The organism is Mesorhizobium sp. J428 (assembly GCF_024699925.1).
Lineage (GTDB): Bacteria > Pseudomonadota > Alphaproteobacteria > Rhizobiales > Rhizobiaceae > Mesorhizobium_A.
In genome coordinates this window covers 2,599,672-2,613,994 of sequence record NZ_JAJOMX010000001.1, presented here as the reverse complement: position 1 = coordinate 2,613,994, position 14,323 = coordinate 2,599,672, and the positions used below count along the sequence as shown (strand labels likewise).

The following is a 14,323-nucleotide window of genomic DNA, read 5'->3' as shown; positions in this document are numbered from 1 at the left end:
ACCATCCGTTAACCGTTCGCCGCCCACGCTTCGCCAAAGTTGTCGGGCATCGAGGCCTCGGACATTCGGGGACTGGACTATGAGCAAGACTGTGCGAAGCGCCCGCAGGGGCCTGATCGCGGGCGTTATCGCTGGGCTGGCCCTGACCGGGGTCGCGATGGACGCGCAGGCGGAGCAGCTGGCCAAGAACCTGTTCGGCGCCAAGACCCTGCCGGCCGCGACGGCGCCCAAATCCTACGGCTTCTATTCCAAGGGCTGCTTCTCGGGCGGCGTGGCGATCGCCACCGATGGGCCCAACTGGCAGGCGATGCGGCTGTCGCGCAACCGGCGCTGGGGCCACCCGGCGATGATCAACCTGATCGAGAAGCTGGCGCGCGATTCGGCGCAGGACGGCTGGCCGGGACTGCTGCTCGGCGACATCTCGCAGCCGCGCGGCGGACCGATGCTGACTGGCCATGCCTCGCACCAGATCGGCCTCGACGCCGACATCTGGCTGACGCCGATGCCCGACAAGCGGCTGAGCGCGAGCGAGCGCGAAAACATGAGCGCGACGCTGATGGTGGACGAGAAGACCCACCTCGTGAAGGACAAGCTCTGGACCAAGGCGCATACTAATCTGTTGAAGCGCGCCGCGAGCTATCCCGAGGTCGAACGCATCCTGGTCAATCCGGGAATCAAGAAGAAGCTATGCGACACGGTGAGCGGCGACCGCTCGTGGCTGGGCAAGGTGCGCCCCTTCTGGGGTCACGACTACCATTTCCACATCCGCATCGGCTGTCAGCCTGGCTCGACCGAATGCCGCGGACAGGAAAAGGTCGCCGCCGGCGACGGCTGCGACAAGTCGCTCGCCTGGTGGTTCACTGAGGAGCCCTGGCGGCCCAACAAGAACCCGGACGCGCCCAAGGCCCGCGACATCATGACGATGAAGAGCCTGCCGGCAGCCTGCGTCGCGGTGCTGAACGCGCCTTCCCCGGTTTCGGAAGTGGCGGTGACGGTGCGAGGCCTCGGCAGCCCGCAGCCGACAATCGCGGCGACGTCGAGCAGTTCGACGCCCGTGACGGCGAACGCTTTCTCGGAGATTCCGCTCGACCGGATCCCCATTCCGATGTTCCGGCCCGATCCGGCGCAGTGAGGCGGCAACTTGCCGCTTCACTCCAGCGGGCGATTGGGCTAAGCCTTCCCGGACACTTCAACCGATTTAACCGGATGGCTGGCGCGTGCGTATCGCCCTCATCGCGCATGACGAAAAGAAGGACGACCTCGTCGCTTTCGCCGGCGCCCATCGGGATTTCCTGAAGGCCTGCGACCTGGTCGCCACCGGGACGACCGGCGGGCGCGTCGCGGAGGCCTGGCCGGAACTGACGATAAGGCGGCTGAAGAGTGGGCCGCTCGGCGGCGACCAGCAGATCGGCGCGCTGATCGCCGAGGGAAAGGTCGACGCGCTGATCTTCTTCGTCGACCCGCTCACGCCGATGCCGCACGATGTCGACGTCAAGGCCTTGATGCGCCTCGCCATCGTCTACGACATCCCGATGGCCTTGAATCGCGCCACCGCCGAGATCATCCTGTCCGGCAACGAGACAACGGCGCGGGCCTGAGACGATCGCAACCGGGGGAGAGAATGGCCCGAATCACAGACACGGACATGGTGCTCAACTTTCCCATCCTGATCGGGGACATCGGCGGCACCAATGCGCGCTTCGCGATCCTGATCGATTCCTATGCCGAGCCGAAGGAGTTTCCGGTCGTCCAGACCGCCGACTTCGCGACGATCGACCAGGCGATCCAGACGATGATCCTCGATCGCACCTCGATCCAGCCGCGCTCGGCGGTACTCGCCGTCGCGGGGCCGGTCGACGGTGACGAGATCCATCTGACGAACTGTCCCTGGGTCGTGCGCCCCAAGGTGATGCAGGCAGAGCTCGGCCTGCAGGACATCGTCGTGCTGAACGATTTCGAGGCGCAGGCACTGGCGGTCGTGGCGCTGGGCGACGAGCACATGATCCGCATCGGCGCCGGCACGCCGGAGCCGGCCGCCAGCCGCGTCGTGCTCGGTCCCGGCACCGGACTCGGCGTGGCGGGACTCGTCTACGCACGCCGCACCTGGATTCCCGTGCCCGGCGAAGGCGGGCACATGGACATGGGCCCGCGCAGCCCTCGCGATTTTGAGGTCTTTCCGCATATCGAACGGATCGAAGGCCGCATCTCGGGCGAGCAGCTCTTGTGCGGGCGCGGGCTGGTAAACATCTACCACGCGATCGGCAAGGCTGACGGAACGCCCACGCCGTTCACCACGCCGGCGGAGATCACCAGCGCCGCGCTCGACAGGTCGGACAGGACCGCGGTCGAGGCCGTGTCGATGTTCTGCACCTGCCTCGGGCGGATCGCCGGCGATCTGGCCCTCGTCTTCATGAGCAAGGGCGGCGTCTATCTCACCGGCGGAATCGCGCAGAAGATCGTGTCGCTCCTGGTGAAGAGCGACTTCCGGGCTGCCTTCGAGGACAAGGCGCCGCATTCGGCACTGATGCGCGACATGCCGGTCTACGTCATCACTCATCCGATGGCGGCCCTTCTCGGCCTGGCCGCCTATTCGCGCACGCCGGGACGCTTTGGCGTCGAGACCTCCGGCCGCCGCTGGCGGCTGTAGCGGGAACTTTGTGGCATCGCTGCCATAGGCAAGGGCGGCACATGCCGCTATGAGCGTGCCACGGCGCGATGCCGTGGGTGCAGGCTCAGGGCAGCGGGACAGGATCGACTTGGCGGCAGACGGCAGCAGCAGACGGGTTGACACGGGCGAAGTCGTCTCCGTGCTGCGGCGCATGCTTGCCGAAAACGGCCGCGACTATCTCGGCTACTATGCGCTCGCCGTGCTCTGCCTCGTCGCCTTCGCGGTGACGACCGCCTTCACGGCCTACATCATGCGCGACATCGTCGACCAATTGTTCGCCGAACGGCGCCAGGATCTGATCCTGCTGATCTGCAGCGCGGTTGTGGTGGCCTTCGGAGTGCGCGGTCTGGCGAGCTACGGCCAGGCGGTGCTGCTGGCCAAGATCGGCAACAACCTGGTCGCGCGCTACCAGCGGCGCATCTTCGACCAGTTGATGCGCCTCGGCGTCGGCTTCTACACGTCGACCCGCTCGGGCCAGCTCGCCGCGCGGATCAACGAGAACGTCACCGGCATCCGCGACATCCTGTCGATGACGCTGACGGCGATCGCGCGCGACGCGGTGTCGTTGATCGCGCTGGTGGGCGTCATGGTCTACCAGGACCCGGTGCTGTCGGTCATAGCGCTCGTCATCGGCCCGCCGATCCTCGTCTCGGTCAACTACCTGATGCGGCGGCTGAGGCGTGCGACGCGCGAGGCGGTGGAGGTGAATTCGCGCCTCATCGGCGCGATGCAGGAGGCGACGCAGGGCATCACCATCGTCAAGGCCTTCACGATGGAGCAGTTGCTGTCGGACAAGATTTCCACGCTGATCGACAGCGCCGAGGCGCGCGCGAACCGCATCGCCCGCATCTCCGAGCGGATGACGCCGATCACGGAATTCCTCGCCGGCCTCGCGGTCGCAGGCGTCATCGGCTATGCCGGCTACCGGGCCGCGGTCGCCCAGGTGCCGCCGGGCGCCGTCATCTCCTTCATCACGGCATTGCTTCTCGCCTACGAGCCGGCCAAGCGGCTTGCCCGCGTCCAGGCCAATCTCGAGCGCGCGCTGGTCAATGCGCGGATGATCTACGAGATCCTCGACATCGAGCCGCAGCAAGGCGACCGTCCCGGCGCCGGCGAGATCCGCGTCGGCAAGGGAGACGTCGTCTTCCGCGACGTCGAATTCGCTTATGCCGAAGGCCCGCCGGTGCTGCGCGGCGTGAGCTTCCGGGCAGAAGCCGGCAAGACGACGGCGATCGTCGGCTCATCCGGAGCGGGCAAGTCGACGCTGATCGCCCTGCTGCAGCGCTTCTACGACCCGACCGGCGGCGCGATCGAGATCGACGGCCAGAACATCGGCACCGTGACCAAGCGATCGCTCCGCGGTGCCATCGCCTATGTCTCGCAGCAGCCTTACCTGTTCGAGGGCTCGATCCGCGACAACATCCGCTACGGCCGGCCCGATGCGATGGATGCGGAGGTGGAGAAGGCCGCGCGGCTCGCGCAGGCGACCGAATTCATCGCGCTGCAGCCACAAGGCTGGGACACGCTGGTCGGCGAGAACGGAGTGACGCTGTCCGGCGGCCAGCGCCAGCGCCTGTCGATCGCGCGCGCGATCCTGCGCGACGCGCCGATCCTGCTCCTGGACGAGGCGACGTCCGCGCTCGACAACGAATCGGAAGCCAAGGTCCAGCAGGCGCTCGACACCGTGATGAAGGGGCGCACCACGCTCGTCATCGCACACCGCCTGTCGACCGTGGTCAATGCCGACCATATCGTGGTGCTGGAGAAGGGACGGCTGATCGAGGAAGGCACGCATCGCAGCCTGCTGGCGAAGCCGGGCGGTGCATATGCGCGCTTCCACTTCATGCAGGACCGCACGGGAGAGGTGGTCGAAGCCGCCGCGCCCAAGTCCTCGCGGCGCAAGACGGGAGGAACGCGATGAGCGACATGAAGCTCGTGGTGGTGGGCGCTGCCGGACGCATGGGCCGCACGCTGATCCGCATCATCGCCGAGACGCAAGGCGCGGTCCTCGCCGGCGCGATTGAACGCGAGGATTCGCCGCATCTCGGCAGGGACGCCGGAGAGCTGGCGGGAACGGGGCCCAACGGCATCGCCATATCGTCCGACACGCTGCCGGTCTTCGCCAAGGCGGACGGCGTGCTGGACTTCACCTCGCCGGCCGCGACCGTCGGCTTCGCCGCCTATGCGGCGCAGGCGCATGTCGTGCATGTGATCGGCACCACCGGCTGCTCGGCTGAAGACGAGGCCAGGATCAAGGCAGCCGCGCGCCACACGCCGATCGTCAAGTCCGGCAATATGAGCCTCGGGGTCAACCTGCTCGGCGTGCTGGTCCGCCAGGCCGCCAAGGCGCTCGACGCAGCGGATTTCGACATCGAGATCCTGGAGATGCACCACAAGCACAAGGTCGATGCGCCGTCTGGCACGGCGCTGCTGCTGGGCGAGGCGGCCGCACAGGGCCGCGGCGTCGACCTGGCGCAGAACAGCGTGCGCGTGCGCGACGGCCACACCGGTCCGCGCCCCGAAGGCGCGATCGGCTTCGCGACGCTGCGCGGCGGCTCGGTCGTCGGCGACCATTCCGTCATCCTCGCCGGCGCGGGTGAACGTATCGTGCTCTCGCACCACGCCGAGGACCGCGCCATCTTCGCCCGCGGCGCCGTCAAGGCGGCCCTGTGGGCGCATGGCCGCAAGTCCGGCTTCTACTCCATGCTCGACGTGCTCGGCCTGTCGGAATGACCCGATACTGGATCGGGGTCGCGGCCGCACGCCACGTCCGGATCGCCGTCGAGAACGGCTTCGCCATGTTCGCCCATGGCAGGCACTCCGCCGCGCTACGCACCAGGCCGGGTGACTGGGTCGCCTATTACAGCCCGCGGGAGGGCATGAACGAGGGCGCGGAGGTGCGCGCCTTCACCGCGATCGGCCGCATCCTTCCCGGCGAGCCGCACGAACAGCTGATGACCGCCGCCGGCGACATGGGCTGGCAGCGAAATGCCGAATGGCTGCCGGCGCGCAATGCTGACATCTATCCCCTGCTTGACCGCTTCTCCTTCGTACGGGACAGAGGCCATTGGGGCATGTATTTCAGGAAATCGCTCTTCCCGGTCGAACCCGGCGACTTCGCCCTGATCGCTGACGCGATGGGCGTCGCCGACGCCTTCGGAAGAGCAGGAACGCAAGAGGACTAGACGATGTCGCGCACGCTGGTGCTCGTCCGCCACGGACAGAGCGAATGGAACCTGAAGAACCTGTTCACGGGCTGGCGCGACGTCGATCTCACCGAACAGGGCACGGCGGAAGCCAAGGCGGCCGGCCAGCGGCTGAAGGCCAAGGGGCTGAAGTTCGACATCGCCTTCACCTCGGTGCTGATGCGGGCCGAGAAGACCTGCGCCCACATCCTCGCCGAACTCGGCCAGACCGGCCTGAAGACGGTGCGCGACCAGGCGCTCAACGAGCGCGACTACGGCGACCTCTCCGGCCTCAACAAGGACGACGCCCGAGCCAAGTGGGGCGAGGAGCAGGTGCATGTCTGGCGCCGCTCCTACGACGTGCCGCCACCCGGCGGCGAGAGCCTGAAGGATACGGGCGCGCGCGTCTGGCCCTATTACATCCACACCATCCAGCCGCACGTGCTGTCCGGCGGAACGGTACTGGTGGCCGCGCACGGCAACTCACTGCGGGCGCTAATCATGGCGCTGGACGGGCTCACTGGCGAGGAAGTCGTCAAGATGGAACTCGCGACGGGCGTGCCGGTCCTCTATCGCCTGAACGCCGATTCCACGGTCGCCTCGAAGGAATTGCTCGAAGCGTGAGACGGCGGCACGAGATAGTGCCGTAGGACGCATTTTCGCGTTGACACAAGCGGATCGCCCGCCTACATGGCGGGCCGCACCGTTGCCCAGATGGCGGAATTGGTAGACGCGCACGGTTCAGGTCCGTGTGCCGCAAGGCGTGGAGGTTCGAGTCCTCTTCTGGGCACCATCAACCCTTTAAGGTGTTGACGGCGCTGAATATTCAGCAAAAAATAGGCACTTACGATCGCCCGAGTGATGCACAAGGGTGCTTCGCGTGAGCCGTCCGACCAAACATCCGCAGACCGGAATCTACTGGCTGCGAAAGCGGGTTACGGCCGACATTCACTAGCAGGTCGGCCGGGCAATCGTCACGAAAAGCTTGGATACCGCGTGATCCAGAGCAAGCGAAACGCAGACACGCTGAAGCGCTGGCTGACCTGGAGGCGCACTGGGACCGATTGAGGTCTGGCCCGCGTCCGATCTCGGATCGTGAAGCGCATCAGCTGGCCAAGAAGGTCGGCGATCGATTCTCTTCAACCTTCGAGGATGACGCCAGCCGGCAGCGGCTGCGGCATCCATAAATCTACGACGGAATGTGGTCACAAGTCTCGCTTCCCGAAAGTGAAGCCGGTGAATTTGATCCACTCACGGGCGAGCATAGGCCAGGATCGATACCGGTCGAGAACATCTTCTGAAGGTCGATGCGAAAGATGTGCGCCGACGAGGCGCGACAGCTTCTCGTCGATCACGGCTTTGATGATGACGAATTAGCTTGCATAAGACCGCCCGCGCGGTGGGTGTTACCCTGCAGGACACGCGCCTTCGGTTGCAGCGGCTCCAAGATGGCGGCTACCAATCGGCAGTGGCAGCGCAGTCCCGGCCGCCCATCGCCGCGCGGCCGCCCGCTGACTCGTCTGACAGGGCGGCGGACACCCTTCCCCCCGAACGAATACGTGGTGGTCAGTCGCTGCGCTCGGCCCGATAGTCGACCTTATCTGCGATTGGCTGTCTCGGGCCGACCACGCGCATCATCATGGCAATAGCCATCACAGCAGACCTAGCGATCAACAAGTCTGCTCAAGCTCTGCGGGCTTCGATGGCCCGACCCTCGCGCGCCGAGCGCTGGGCGGCGAGACCCATCAGGACAGCCCAGCGGCCATCGTCCAGCGACACGTCCACAGGACCTGTTCCACGCACCGCATCGACGAACCGGCGATGTTGGTAATAGGTCGAGCCATTGTGGTCGCCTGCCGCGAGCAGCGCCGGATCGACCGGGATGTCGAGGACATGCGGTCCAGCGGGATGGCGCGGGCTGACGATGACCTGCGCCACCGGCGGTGCGCCCAGATGCTGCGGCCAGAAACGGGTCGGCCCGGGCACGAGGCACTCGATCTTGCCGGTCGCCCCTACCGCCGAGATCTCCTCCTGATAGCGGCTGCCTTCGGCGAACATACACAGTTCGAGCATGGCGCGCGCGCCGTTGTCGAAATCGACCAGCACATAGCCGTGGTCCCAGATGTCGGGCATCTCGCCGCCGTAGCGCTCGTCGCGATGGTTCACCGCGGAGCCGGCGCTCGCCATGACGCGCACCGGATCGGCGTGCAGGATCAAACGCATGAGATCGAAGAAATGGCAGCACTTTTCCACGAGCGTGCCGCCGCTGGTACGCTCGAACCGGTTCCATGCGCCGACCTTGTCGAGAAAGGGGTAGCGGTGCTCGCGGATGGTCAGCATGCGGATGCCGCCGGTCGCCTGATCGGCCTCCGCGATGAAGCGAGCGACCGGCGGCATGTAGCGATACTCCATCGCCACCCAGAGCACGGGGAGAAGTCTTCCGGCGGCGGCCACGCGCGCCTCGTCTTGCGCCGTGGTGAAGAGCGGCTTTTCCACCAGCACCGGCAGCGGCCTGATGCGGGCGATCTCCTCAAGCTGCTCGACATGGTGATGATTTGGGCTGGCGATCAGGATGCAGTCGACGTCTGGATCGGCGAGGAGGTCCGCCAGCGAGTCCACGGCCCGGGCGCTGGGCGCCAGCGCCAGCGATCTCGCCAGCATACCGGCATCCGGCTCGAAGATCGCAGCCACATGCGCGTCGCCCAGCAGGGCGATGTTGCGGATGTGCTCTTGCCCCATCATGCCGCAGCCGACGATGCCGTAACCGATCGATTTCCTAGCCAAGCTGGTCTTCCCCGGATTATCTGAACCGTGACACGTAGCGGGCGACGCCGGGATCGAACCAGCTGCGCGAGAATTCGACGCTGTCTCCATCGCCGGCCCAGGCGATGCGCTCGATGCAGCCGCACGACGTCGGCGGTTGCGCGCCGAAAGCATCGGGTGCCCAGTCGGGCGCCGGCGCGACGGAAACCCTGTCTTCGATGCGGGCGATCGAGAAGCCGAGCGCCGCGCGGTAGTGGAGATAGAGCGATTCCGAGAGATCGTCCGGTGACAACGACCGCACCCGCGACCCGTCGAGCCAGATCTCCTCGACCGCCGCAGGCACGCCGTCCAGACGACGCAAGCGCCTGATCCGGTGCGCCAGATCGGAAGATCCGAAGGTGGGCAGGTCTGCGGGTTTGTCCATCGCTTCGACGGAAATCAGGTCGGCCGTCGGCAAGCCGCCGCCGCCGATCCGCTCCAGGCGGAAGAAGGCGTAGACGCCCTGCAGGTCGCCCCGTGAGCGGATATAGTTGCCCGAGCCGTGGATGCGTTCGAGCAAGCCCCGCTTCGTGAGATCGGCGAGTGCCCGCCTGAGCGTGCCGACGGCGATACCGAGTTCGGCCGCCATATCGCGTTCCGGCGGCAGGCGCGCACCATCGGCCAGCCGCCCGGCCGCGATTTCGCGGATCAGCATCTCGCTGATCTGCATGTGCACTGGCAGCGGCCCGCGCATCTGCGTCGACCTGCGCCCGGGCTCCACCCGCCTCACCTGAACCACGCTGCTACGGCCCCAAAATTGATACATCATTGATCTACATCAATTCGGATGCTACGCAAGACAAAAATGCGCAGCCAAATGCGAGACGGCCGCGGATTGCAGGAAGGACGCCATGACGATCGTTCCCATCACCTCGCCTGACCTCGATGCAGCGGAAGTGTCGTGGTTCGCGGCGCTGTGCTCGGACGATTATCGGTATCTCGGCCTGCCCGACGGCGCGCTGCGGTCGAGCTGGGCGCATTGCTCCGACATCGTGAGGCAGGCGGAGGAGCTCGGCTTCAGGAACATCCTCTGCCCTTCCTCCTACCAGGTGGGCCAGGACACCCTGAGCTTCGTCGCCGGCTGCGCGCCGATCACCTCGAAGATCAACCTGCTGGCCGCGATACGCTGCGGCGAGCTGCATCCGATTATGCTGGCCCGCACGGTGGCGACACTCGACCACATGCTGGAGGGTCGGCTGACGCTCAACGTGATCTCGTCCGACTTTCCCGGCCAGAGTGAGGACAGCGCCTATCGCTACCGCCGCTCGCACGAGGTCGTCGAAATCCTGCGTCAGGCCTGGACGCGCGACCGGATCGATTTCGAGGGCGAGATCTACCACTTCAAGGGTCTCACGACCGATCCCGCCAGGCCCTACCAGCAGAACGGCGGGCCGCTGCTCTACTTCGGCGGCTATTCGCCCGACGCGCTCGAACTCTGCGGCGCGCAGTGCGACGTCTATCTGATGTGGCCCGAAACGAGGGAGGAGCTTGCCGGTCGCATGAGGGCGGTCCACGAGCGCGCCGCCGCGCATGGGCGCACGCTCGACTATGGGCTGAGGGTCCACATGATCGTGCGCGACACAGAGGCCGAGGCGCGCGAATACGCCCGTGAGCTCGTTTCGAAGCTCGATGACGACCAGGGCAAGGCGATCCGCGAACGCGCCCACGACGCCCGCTCGCTCGGCGTCTCGCACCAGGCGAAGAACCGCGAGATCGCCGACGACGAGGGCTATGTCGAGCCGCATCTGTGGACCGGTGTCGGCCGGGCGCGCTCGGGCTGCGGCGCCGCCCTCGTCGGTTCGGCGGACCAGGTGCTGTCAGAGATCGAAGCCTATCAGAAAATGGGCATCCGTGCCTTCATCTTCTCGGGCTACCCGCATCTCGACGAGTGCCGCCATTTCGGCACCAAGGTGCTGCCGGAACTCAGGACATGCTCGCTGCCCCACGCTTACGGACGCGTGCCGGCGTCGATACCCGCTACCCCGCTTGGCATCGGGGAGCGCCGCTGATGGAACGGGTGGCCCTCACGCCCGACCTGCGCATGTCGCGCAACCCGATGTTCGCTGATGCCGGCACCTATCCCAGCGATGCATTGCCCCGCCTTGATCCGAAGGCCCTGCGCAGCGCGTTTGGCAAGTTCGCGACCGGGCTGACCGTGGTCACCGCCGCGTCCGACGACGGACCGGTTGGCATCACCGCCAACAGCTTTTACCCCGTCTCGCTCGATCCGCCGCTGGTGCTTTGGTCTATCGCCCGCTGCTCGAGGCGCTTCAGGGCCTTCGCCGATGCGCGATTCCAGACGATCCACATCCTCGGCTCGGACCAGGTGGACCTCGGCCGCCGCTTCTTCCATGATGGCCGCGACTTTTCCGGCCTCGATACGAGCGCCGGCATCGGCGACGTCCCGCTCATCGACGGCGCGCTGGCGCGGCTGGAATGCGAGATCGTCCGGCGTGTGGATTGCGGCGACCATCTCGTTCTGATCGGCTAGGTGCGCGCGATGGAAACAGGGGACGGCGAACCGCTGGTCTTTTCCGCCGGGCGTTACGGCACTCTGGCAGCCTTCGTGACATGACCGGCGCCCGCCCGCGCCGGACCGGTCGTCTGCCGTTCAACCAGGCGGCAGGCGAGTTCGACGCGGCGGGACGGAAGTGTTGCCAGCGCAAGATCGTCCAGAAGCAGGCTCAGCGCCGCCGCGCCGATCTCGCGCATCGGGATATGCATCGTAGTCAGGGGCGGACTGCAGAAGGCGGACAGCGGCAGATCGTCCATGCCGACTACCGACACATCCGCCGGCACGCTGTAACCGGCGCGCTCGACCCCGCGGATCGCACCATAGGCCAGGCTGTCGCCGGCCGTCAGGACGGCGCTGAAGTCGAGCCCGCGCTCGCGGATGCGCGCCGCGATCGCCTCCTCTGCAAGCTCCGGCAGCCAGTCCGGCACGTCGACGACGAGATCCTCGATCCCAGCAACGCCCTTCGCGACGAGCGCGTCGCGCCAGCCTTCGAAGCGACGCTCGATGGTGCGCCGGCCGCGCCGCATCAGGAAGAGGATGCGCCGGTGGCCAAGGGACAGCAGATGCTGCGCGGCAAACTGCGCAGCGGAGCGGTTGCAGGGCGTGACGCTGGAATGGCGCATCGCCGGATCGTCGCCGTTGACCAGCACGATCGGCTTGCCGAAGCCCTCGGTCAGCGTCAGGACGTCGTCATCGTCGAGCGTCAGGAACAGGCAGCCGGCAACCGCCGGGTCGTCGCTCGCCTCGCGCAGCAAAGCGACCTCGTCGTCCGGGGTCGCAACGGGCCGCGTGACCAGTTCGACGCCAAGCGCCTGTGCGCGCTCCTTGAGTCCGTCCAGCACATGGAAGGTGAACTGGTTGCGGGAATGGTCGATCATCGCGACGCTGCTCGCCGCCAGGATCACCTTGCGGTCGGCGATCGAGGCCGGGATCGCATAGTGCAGCGCACGCGCCGCCTCGATGATCTCCGCGCGAAGCTGATCGCGCACGCCGACGGCGCCTGCCAGAGCGCGCGACGCCGTGCTGACCGAGACGCCGCAGCGCCTGGCAACTTCCTCAAGTCGGATGCGACGGTTGGGCCGCCCTCTCTTGGCCTGCGCGATGACTACCTCCCTCATGTTCGTCATAATGCTGCAAAAAATTTTCAGATTGCGCAAGAAAAATTGATGTGGGAAGTTTCTCGGCAAGGCGGCCGACAAAGGGCGTCACTGGGAGGAGTTATGGCTGTATCAGCCGCGCACGTTCGCACGGCCCTCGACAGGGTGGTCGCCGGCATGACGGGCCTGCGCGCCGACGGACGCTTCGACGAACCCAATCTTGACGGCACGCCCGGCGACTATGTCAGCTTCGACAGCTGGGAATGGCCGCAAGGCGTAGGCCTCTACGGCCTTGTCAAGCTATGGGCCCGGACAGGCGATGAGAACCTGCTTGCGACCATCGAAGACTGGTACGACCGGCGCATCGCCGCCGGCCTGCCGCCGATGAATGTCAACACGACCGCGCCGATGCTGGCGCTGAGCGAGTTGTGGCGGCGGCGGCGCCAACCGCGTTTCGAGCCGGTGCTGCGCGACTGGGCGAACCGTGTCGTCGAGACCATGCCGCGCACTCCGGAGGGTGGTTTCCAGCACAACGTTTCCGACCGGATCAACGACGACGAACTGTGGGACGACACGCTGTTCATGGTCGCGCTGTTTCTCGCCTCCTTCGGCCAGGCGAGCGGAGAGCGCCGGTTTGTCGACGAGGCGGAACACCAGTTCCTCGTCCATGCACGGTATCTCGGCGACACGCGGTCGGGGCTGTGGTTCCACGGCTGGACCTTCCGCGGCCGGCACAATTTCGCCAGGGCGCTGTGGGGCCGCGGCAATTCATGGATCACCGTCGGCATCCTCGACTTGGTCGACATGGCCGAGATTTCGTCTTCGGTGCGGACGCACCTGCTCGGCGTGCTGGAAACGCAGATCGCAGCGCTGTTGAAGCTGCAGGCGCCGTCCGGCGCGTGGCGCACTTTGCTCGACGATCCGACGTCCTACGAGGAAATCTCGGCCACGGCAGGGTTCGGGTATGGGCTGATGAAGGCCGCCCGCATCGGCCTCGGACCGACCGAATGGCGCGAGGCCGGCCTGAAGGCGCTGGCGGCGGTACTGGCCAATGTCGGCGACGACGGCGTGGTAGCCAACGTGTCCTACGGCACGCGCATGGGCCACGACCTGCAGTTCTACCGCGACATCCCACTCCAGCCGACGGGCTACGGCCAGGCGCTGGCTATCCTGTGCCTCGCCGAGGGCCTGGAAAACCCAAACGAAATGACGGAGGCCGCCTGATGCGTGTGCTCTACGGCGCCTCGCCGGCGGAAATCGCCGCCATGGACACCGACCGGCTGCGGGCCGAGTTCCTGATCGAGGATATGTTCGCCCCCGGCGAACTCGTCTTCGTATACACCCATGTCGACCGCATGATCCTGGGCGGCGCAGTGCCGCTCGACAAGCCGCTCGTGTTCGGCGACGGCAAGGACGTCGGCACCGACTTGTTCTTCACCGCGCGCGAAATGGGTATCGCCAATCTCGGCGGGGCGGGCAGCGTCACGATCGACGGCGCCCGCTATGCGGTGGCCAACCGCGACATCGTTTATGTCGGCCGCCGCGCACGTTCCATCGCGCTGGAGAGCGACGACGCGGCCAGTCCCGCGCGGTTCTATATGAACTCGGTGCCTGCTGGCGCCGACATTCCGCACCGGCTTATCACCAGAGCGCAGGGCAAGGCGCTCGACCTCGGCGATGCCGCCCGGGCCAACAGGCGCAGGCTCGTCATGTACATCCATCCCGAAGTCGCGCCGTCTTGCCTGCTCCTGATGGGCATCACCGATCTCGCGCCCGGCAGCGTCTGGAACACCATGCCGCCGCATCTCCACGAGCGGCGGATGGAGGCCTACTGCTATTTCGACCTCGCCGAGGAGGACCGTGTGATCCATCTCATGGGCCGACCCGACAACACCCGCCACCTGATCGTCGCCGACGGCAATGCACTCATTTCGCCGGCCTGGTCGATTCATATGGGATCGGGCACCGGGCCCTATGCCTTTGTCTGGGGCATGACCGGCGAGAACCAGGCCTATACCGACGTCGATCCGGTGGCCGTGAAGGACCTTCGATGAAC

14 protein-coding genes and 1 tRNA gene are annotated in these 14,323 nt (G+C 66.4%); 12 read left to right on the top strand and 3 right to left on the bottom strand.

The window, feature by feature from the left end; genetic code table 11:
• Positions 1-79 precede the first annotated feature (79 nt).
• The 8 genes from mepA (at position 80) to LRS09_RS13140 (ending at position 6,646) form a co-directional block, all read left to right on the top strand.
• Positions 80-1,132 (top strand): penicillin-insensitive murein endopeptidase, encoded by a 1,053-nt coding sequence (mepA, locus tag LRS09_RS13175; protein ID WP_257807225.1) that lies wholly within the window; start codon positions 80-82, stop codon positions 1,130-1,132.
• Positions 1,133-1,217: 85 nt separating this feature from the next.
• Positions 1,218-1,598 (top strand): methylglyoxal synthase, encoded by a 381-nt coding sequence (locus LRS09_RS13170; RefSeq protein WP_257807224.1) that lies wholly within the window; start codon positions 1,218-1,220, stop codon positions 1,596-1,598.
• 23 nt (positions 1,599-1,621) lie between these two features.
• On the top strand, positions 1,622-2,647 hold the full coding sequence (locus LRS09_RS13165; RefSeq protein WP_257807223.1) for a glucokinase: 1,026 nt from the start codon (positions 1,622-1,624) through the stop codon (positions 2,645-2,647).
• Between the two features lie 172 nt (positions 2,648-2,819).
• Complete coding sequence (locus tag LRS09_RS13160; protein WP_257810184.1) at positions 2,820-4,589, top strand: ABC transporter ATP-binding protein; 1,770 nt, start codon at positions 2,820-2,822, stop codon at positions 4,587-4,589.
• A complete protein-coding gene (gene dapB / locus LRS09_RS13155) occupies positions 4,586-5,401 on the top strand; it encodes a 4-hydroxy-tetrahydrodipicolinate reductase (protein ID WP_257807222.1) in 816 nt (271 codons plus the stop codon). Before LRS09_RS13160 ends, dapB begins: the two co-directional genes overlap by 4 nt.
• Positions 5,398-5,853: an EVE domain-containing protein gene (locus LRS09_RS13150; RefSeq protein ID WP_257807221.1), complete on the top strand. Its 456-nt coding sequence runs from the start codon at positions 5,398-5,400 to the stop codon at positions 5,851-5,853. The genes dapB and LRS09_RS13150 overlap by 4 nt, the downstream gene beginning before the upstream one ends.
• 3 nt (positions 5,854-5,856) lie before the next feature.
• Positions 5,857-6,477 carry a 2,3-bisphosphoglycerate-dependent phosphoglycerate mutase gene (locus tag LRS09_RS13145; protein ID WP_085463459.1) on the top strand — a complete coding sequence of 207 codons (621 nt, stop codon included), beginning with the start codon at positions 5,857-5,859 and terminating at the stop codon, positions 6,475-6,477.
• An 84-nt stretch (positions 6,478-6,561) separates the two neighbouring features.
• Positions 6,562-6,646 (top strand) — tRNA-Leu (locus LRS09_RS13140).
• Between the two features lie 890 nt (positions 6,647-7,536).
• On the opposite strand, the gene LRS09_RS13135 is transcribed toward LRS09_RS13140, so the two are convergent.
• Both LRS09_RS13135 and LRS09_RS13130 read right to left on the bottom strand, forming a co-directional pair.
• Positions 7,537-8,637, bottom strand: a complete 1,101-nt coding sequence (locus LRS09_RS13135) for a Gfo/Idh/MocA family protein (protein ID WP_257807220.1) — start codon at positions 8,635-8,637, stop codon at positions 7,537-7,539.
• 16 nt (positions 8,638-8,653) lie between these two features.
• Entirely contained in the window at positions 8,654-9,349 is a 696-nt protein-coding gene (locus tag LRS09_RS13130) for a GntR family transcriptional regulator (RefSeq protein WP_257807219.1), read from the bottom strand.
• Positions 9,350-9,506: 157 nt separating this feature from the next.
• Here LRS09_RS13130 and LRS09_RS13125 point away from each other — a divergent pair, with 157 nt between their 5' ends.
• Together LRS09_RS13125 and LRS09_RS13120 are read left to right on the top strand one after the other, a co-directional pair.
• Complete coding sequence (locus tag LRS09_RS13125) at positions 9,507-10,664, top strand: LLM class flavin-dependent oxidoreductase (RefSeq protein ID WP_257807218.1); 1,158 nt, start codon at positions 9,507-9,509, stop codon at positions 10,662-10,664.
• Complete coding sequence (locus LRS09_RS13120; RefSeq protein ID WP_257807217.1) at positions 10,664-11,146, top strand: flavin reductase family protein; 483 nt, start codon at positions 10,664-10,666, stop codon at positions 11,144-11,146. Before LRS09_RS13125 ends, LRS09_RS13120 begins: the two co-directional genes overlap by 1 nt.
• 53 nt (positions 11,147-11,199) lie before the next feature.
• Here LRS09_RS13120 and LRS09_RS13115 read toward each other — a convergent pair whose 3' ends face one another.
• Positions 11,200-12,288: a LacI family DNA-binding transcriptional regulator gene (locus LRS09_RS13115; protein ID WP_257807216.1), complete on the bottom strand. Its 1,089-nt coding sequence runs from the start codon at positions 12,286-12,288 to the stop codon at positions 11,200-11,202.
• A gap of 102 nt (positions 12,289-12,390) precedes the next feature.
• Between LRS09_RS13115 and LRS09_RS13110 the strand changes: the two genes are divergently transcribed.
• Both LRS09_RS13110 and kduI read left to right on the top strand, forming a co-directional pair.
• Positions 12,391-13,491 (top strand): glycoside hydrolase family 105 protein, encoded by a 1,101-nt coding sequence (locus LRS09_RS13110; protein WP_257807215.1) that lies wholly within the window; start codon positions 12,391-12,393, stop codon positions 13,489-13,491.
• Positions 13,491-14,321, top strand: coding sequence for a 5-dehydro-4-deoxy-D-glucuronate isomerase (gene kduI, locus LRS09_RS13105; protein ID WP_257807214.1), 831 nt, complete (start codon positions 13,491-13,493; stop codon positions 14,319-14,321). The genes LRS09_RS13110 and kduI overlap by 1 nt, the downstream gene beginning before the upstream one ends.
• Positions 14,322-14,323: the final 2 nt, after the last annotated feature.

Excerpts from the sequence above, each read along its gene's own strand:
- mepA (WP_257807225.1), top strand. The coding sequence starts at position 80 with ATGAGCAAGACTGTGCGAAGCGCCCGCAGGGGCCTGATCGCGGGCGTT.
- LRS09_RS13165 (WP_257807223.1), top strand. The coding sequence starts at position 1,622 with ATGGCCCGAATCACAGACACGGACATGGTGCTCAACTTTCCCATCCTG.
- LRS09_RS13160 (WP_257810184.1), top strand. The coding sequence starts at position 2,820 with ATGCTTGCCGAAAACGGCCGCGACTATCTCGGCTACTATGCGCTCGCC.
- dapB (WP_257807222.1), top strand. The coding sequence starts at position 4,586 with ATGAGCGACATGAAGCTCGTGGTGGTGGGCGCTGCCGGACGCATGGGC.
- LRS09_RS13150 (WP_257807221.1), top strand. The coding sequence starts at position 5,398 with ATGACCCGATACTGGATCGGGGTCGCGGCCGCACGCCACGTCCGGATC.
- LRS09_RS13145 (WP_085463459.1), top strand. The coding sequence starts at position 5,857 with ATGTCGCGCACGCTGGTGCTCGTCCGCCACGGACAGAGCGAATGGAAC.
- LRS09_RS13130 (WP_257807219.1), bottom strand. The coding sequence starts at position 9,349 with ATGCGCGGGCCGCTGCCAGTGCACATGCAGATCAGCGAGATGCTGATC.
- LRS09_RS13125 (WP_257807218.1), top strand. The coding sequence starts at position 9,507 with ATGACGATCGTTCCCATCACCTCGCCTGACCTCGATGCAGCGGAAGTG.
- LRS09_RS13120 (WP_257807217.1), top strand. The coding sequence starts at position 10,664 with ATGGAACGGGTGGCCCTCACGCCCGACCTGCGCATGTCGCGCAACCCG.
- LRS09_RS13115 (WP_257807216.1), bottom strand. The coding sequence starts at position 12,288 with ATGAGGGAGGTAGTCATCGCGCAGGCCAAGAGAGGGCGGCCCAACCGT.
- LRS09_RS13110 (WP_257807215.1), top strand. The coding sequence starts at position 12,391 with ATGGCTGTATCAGCCGCGCACGTTCGCACGGCCCTCGACAGGGTGGTC.
- kduI (WP_257807214.1), top strand. The coding sequence starts at position 13,491 with ATGCGTGTGCTCTACGGCGCCTCGCCGGCGGAAATCGCCGCCATGGAC.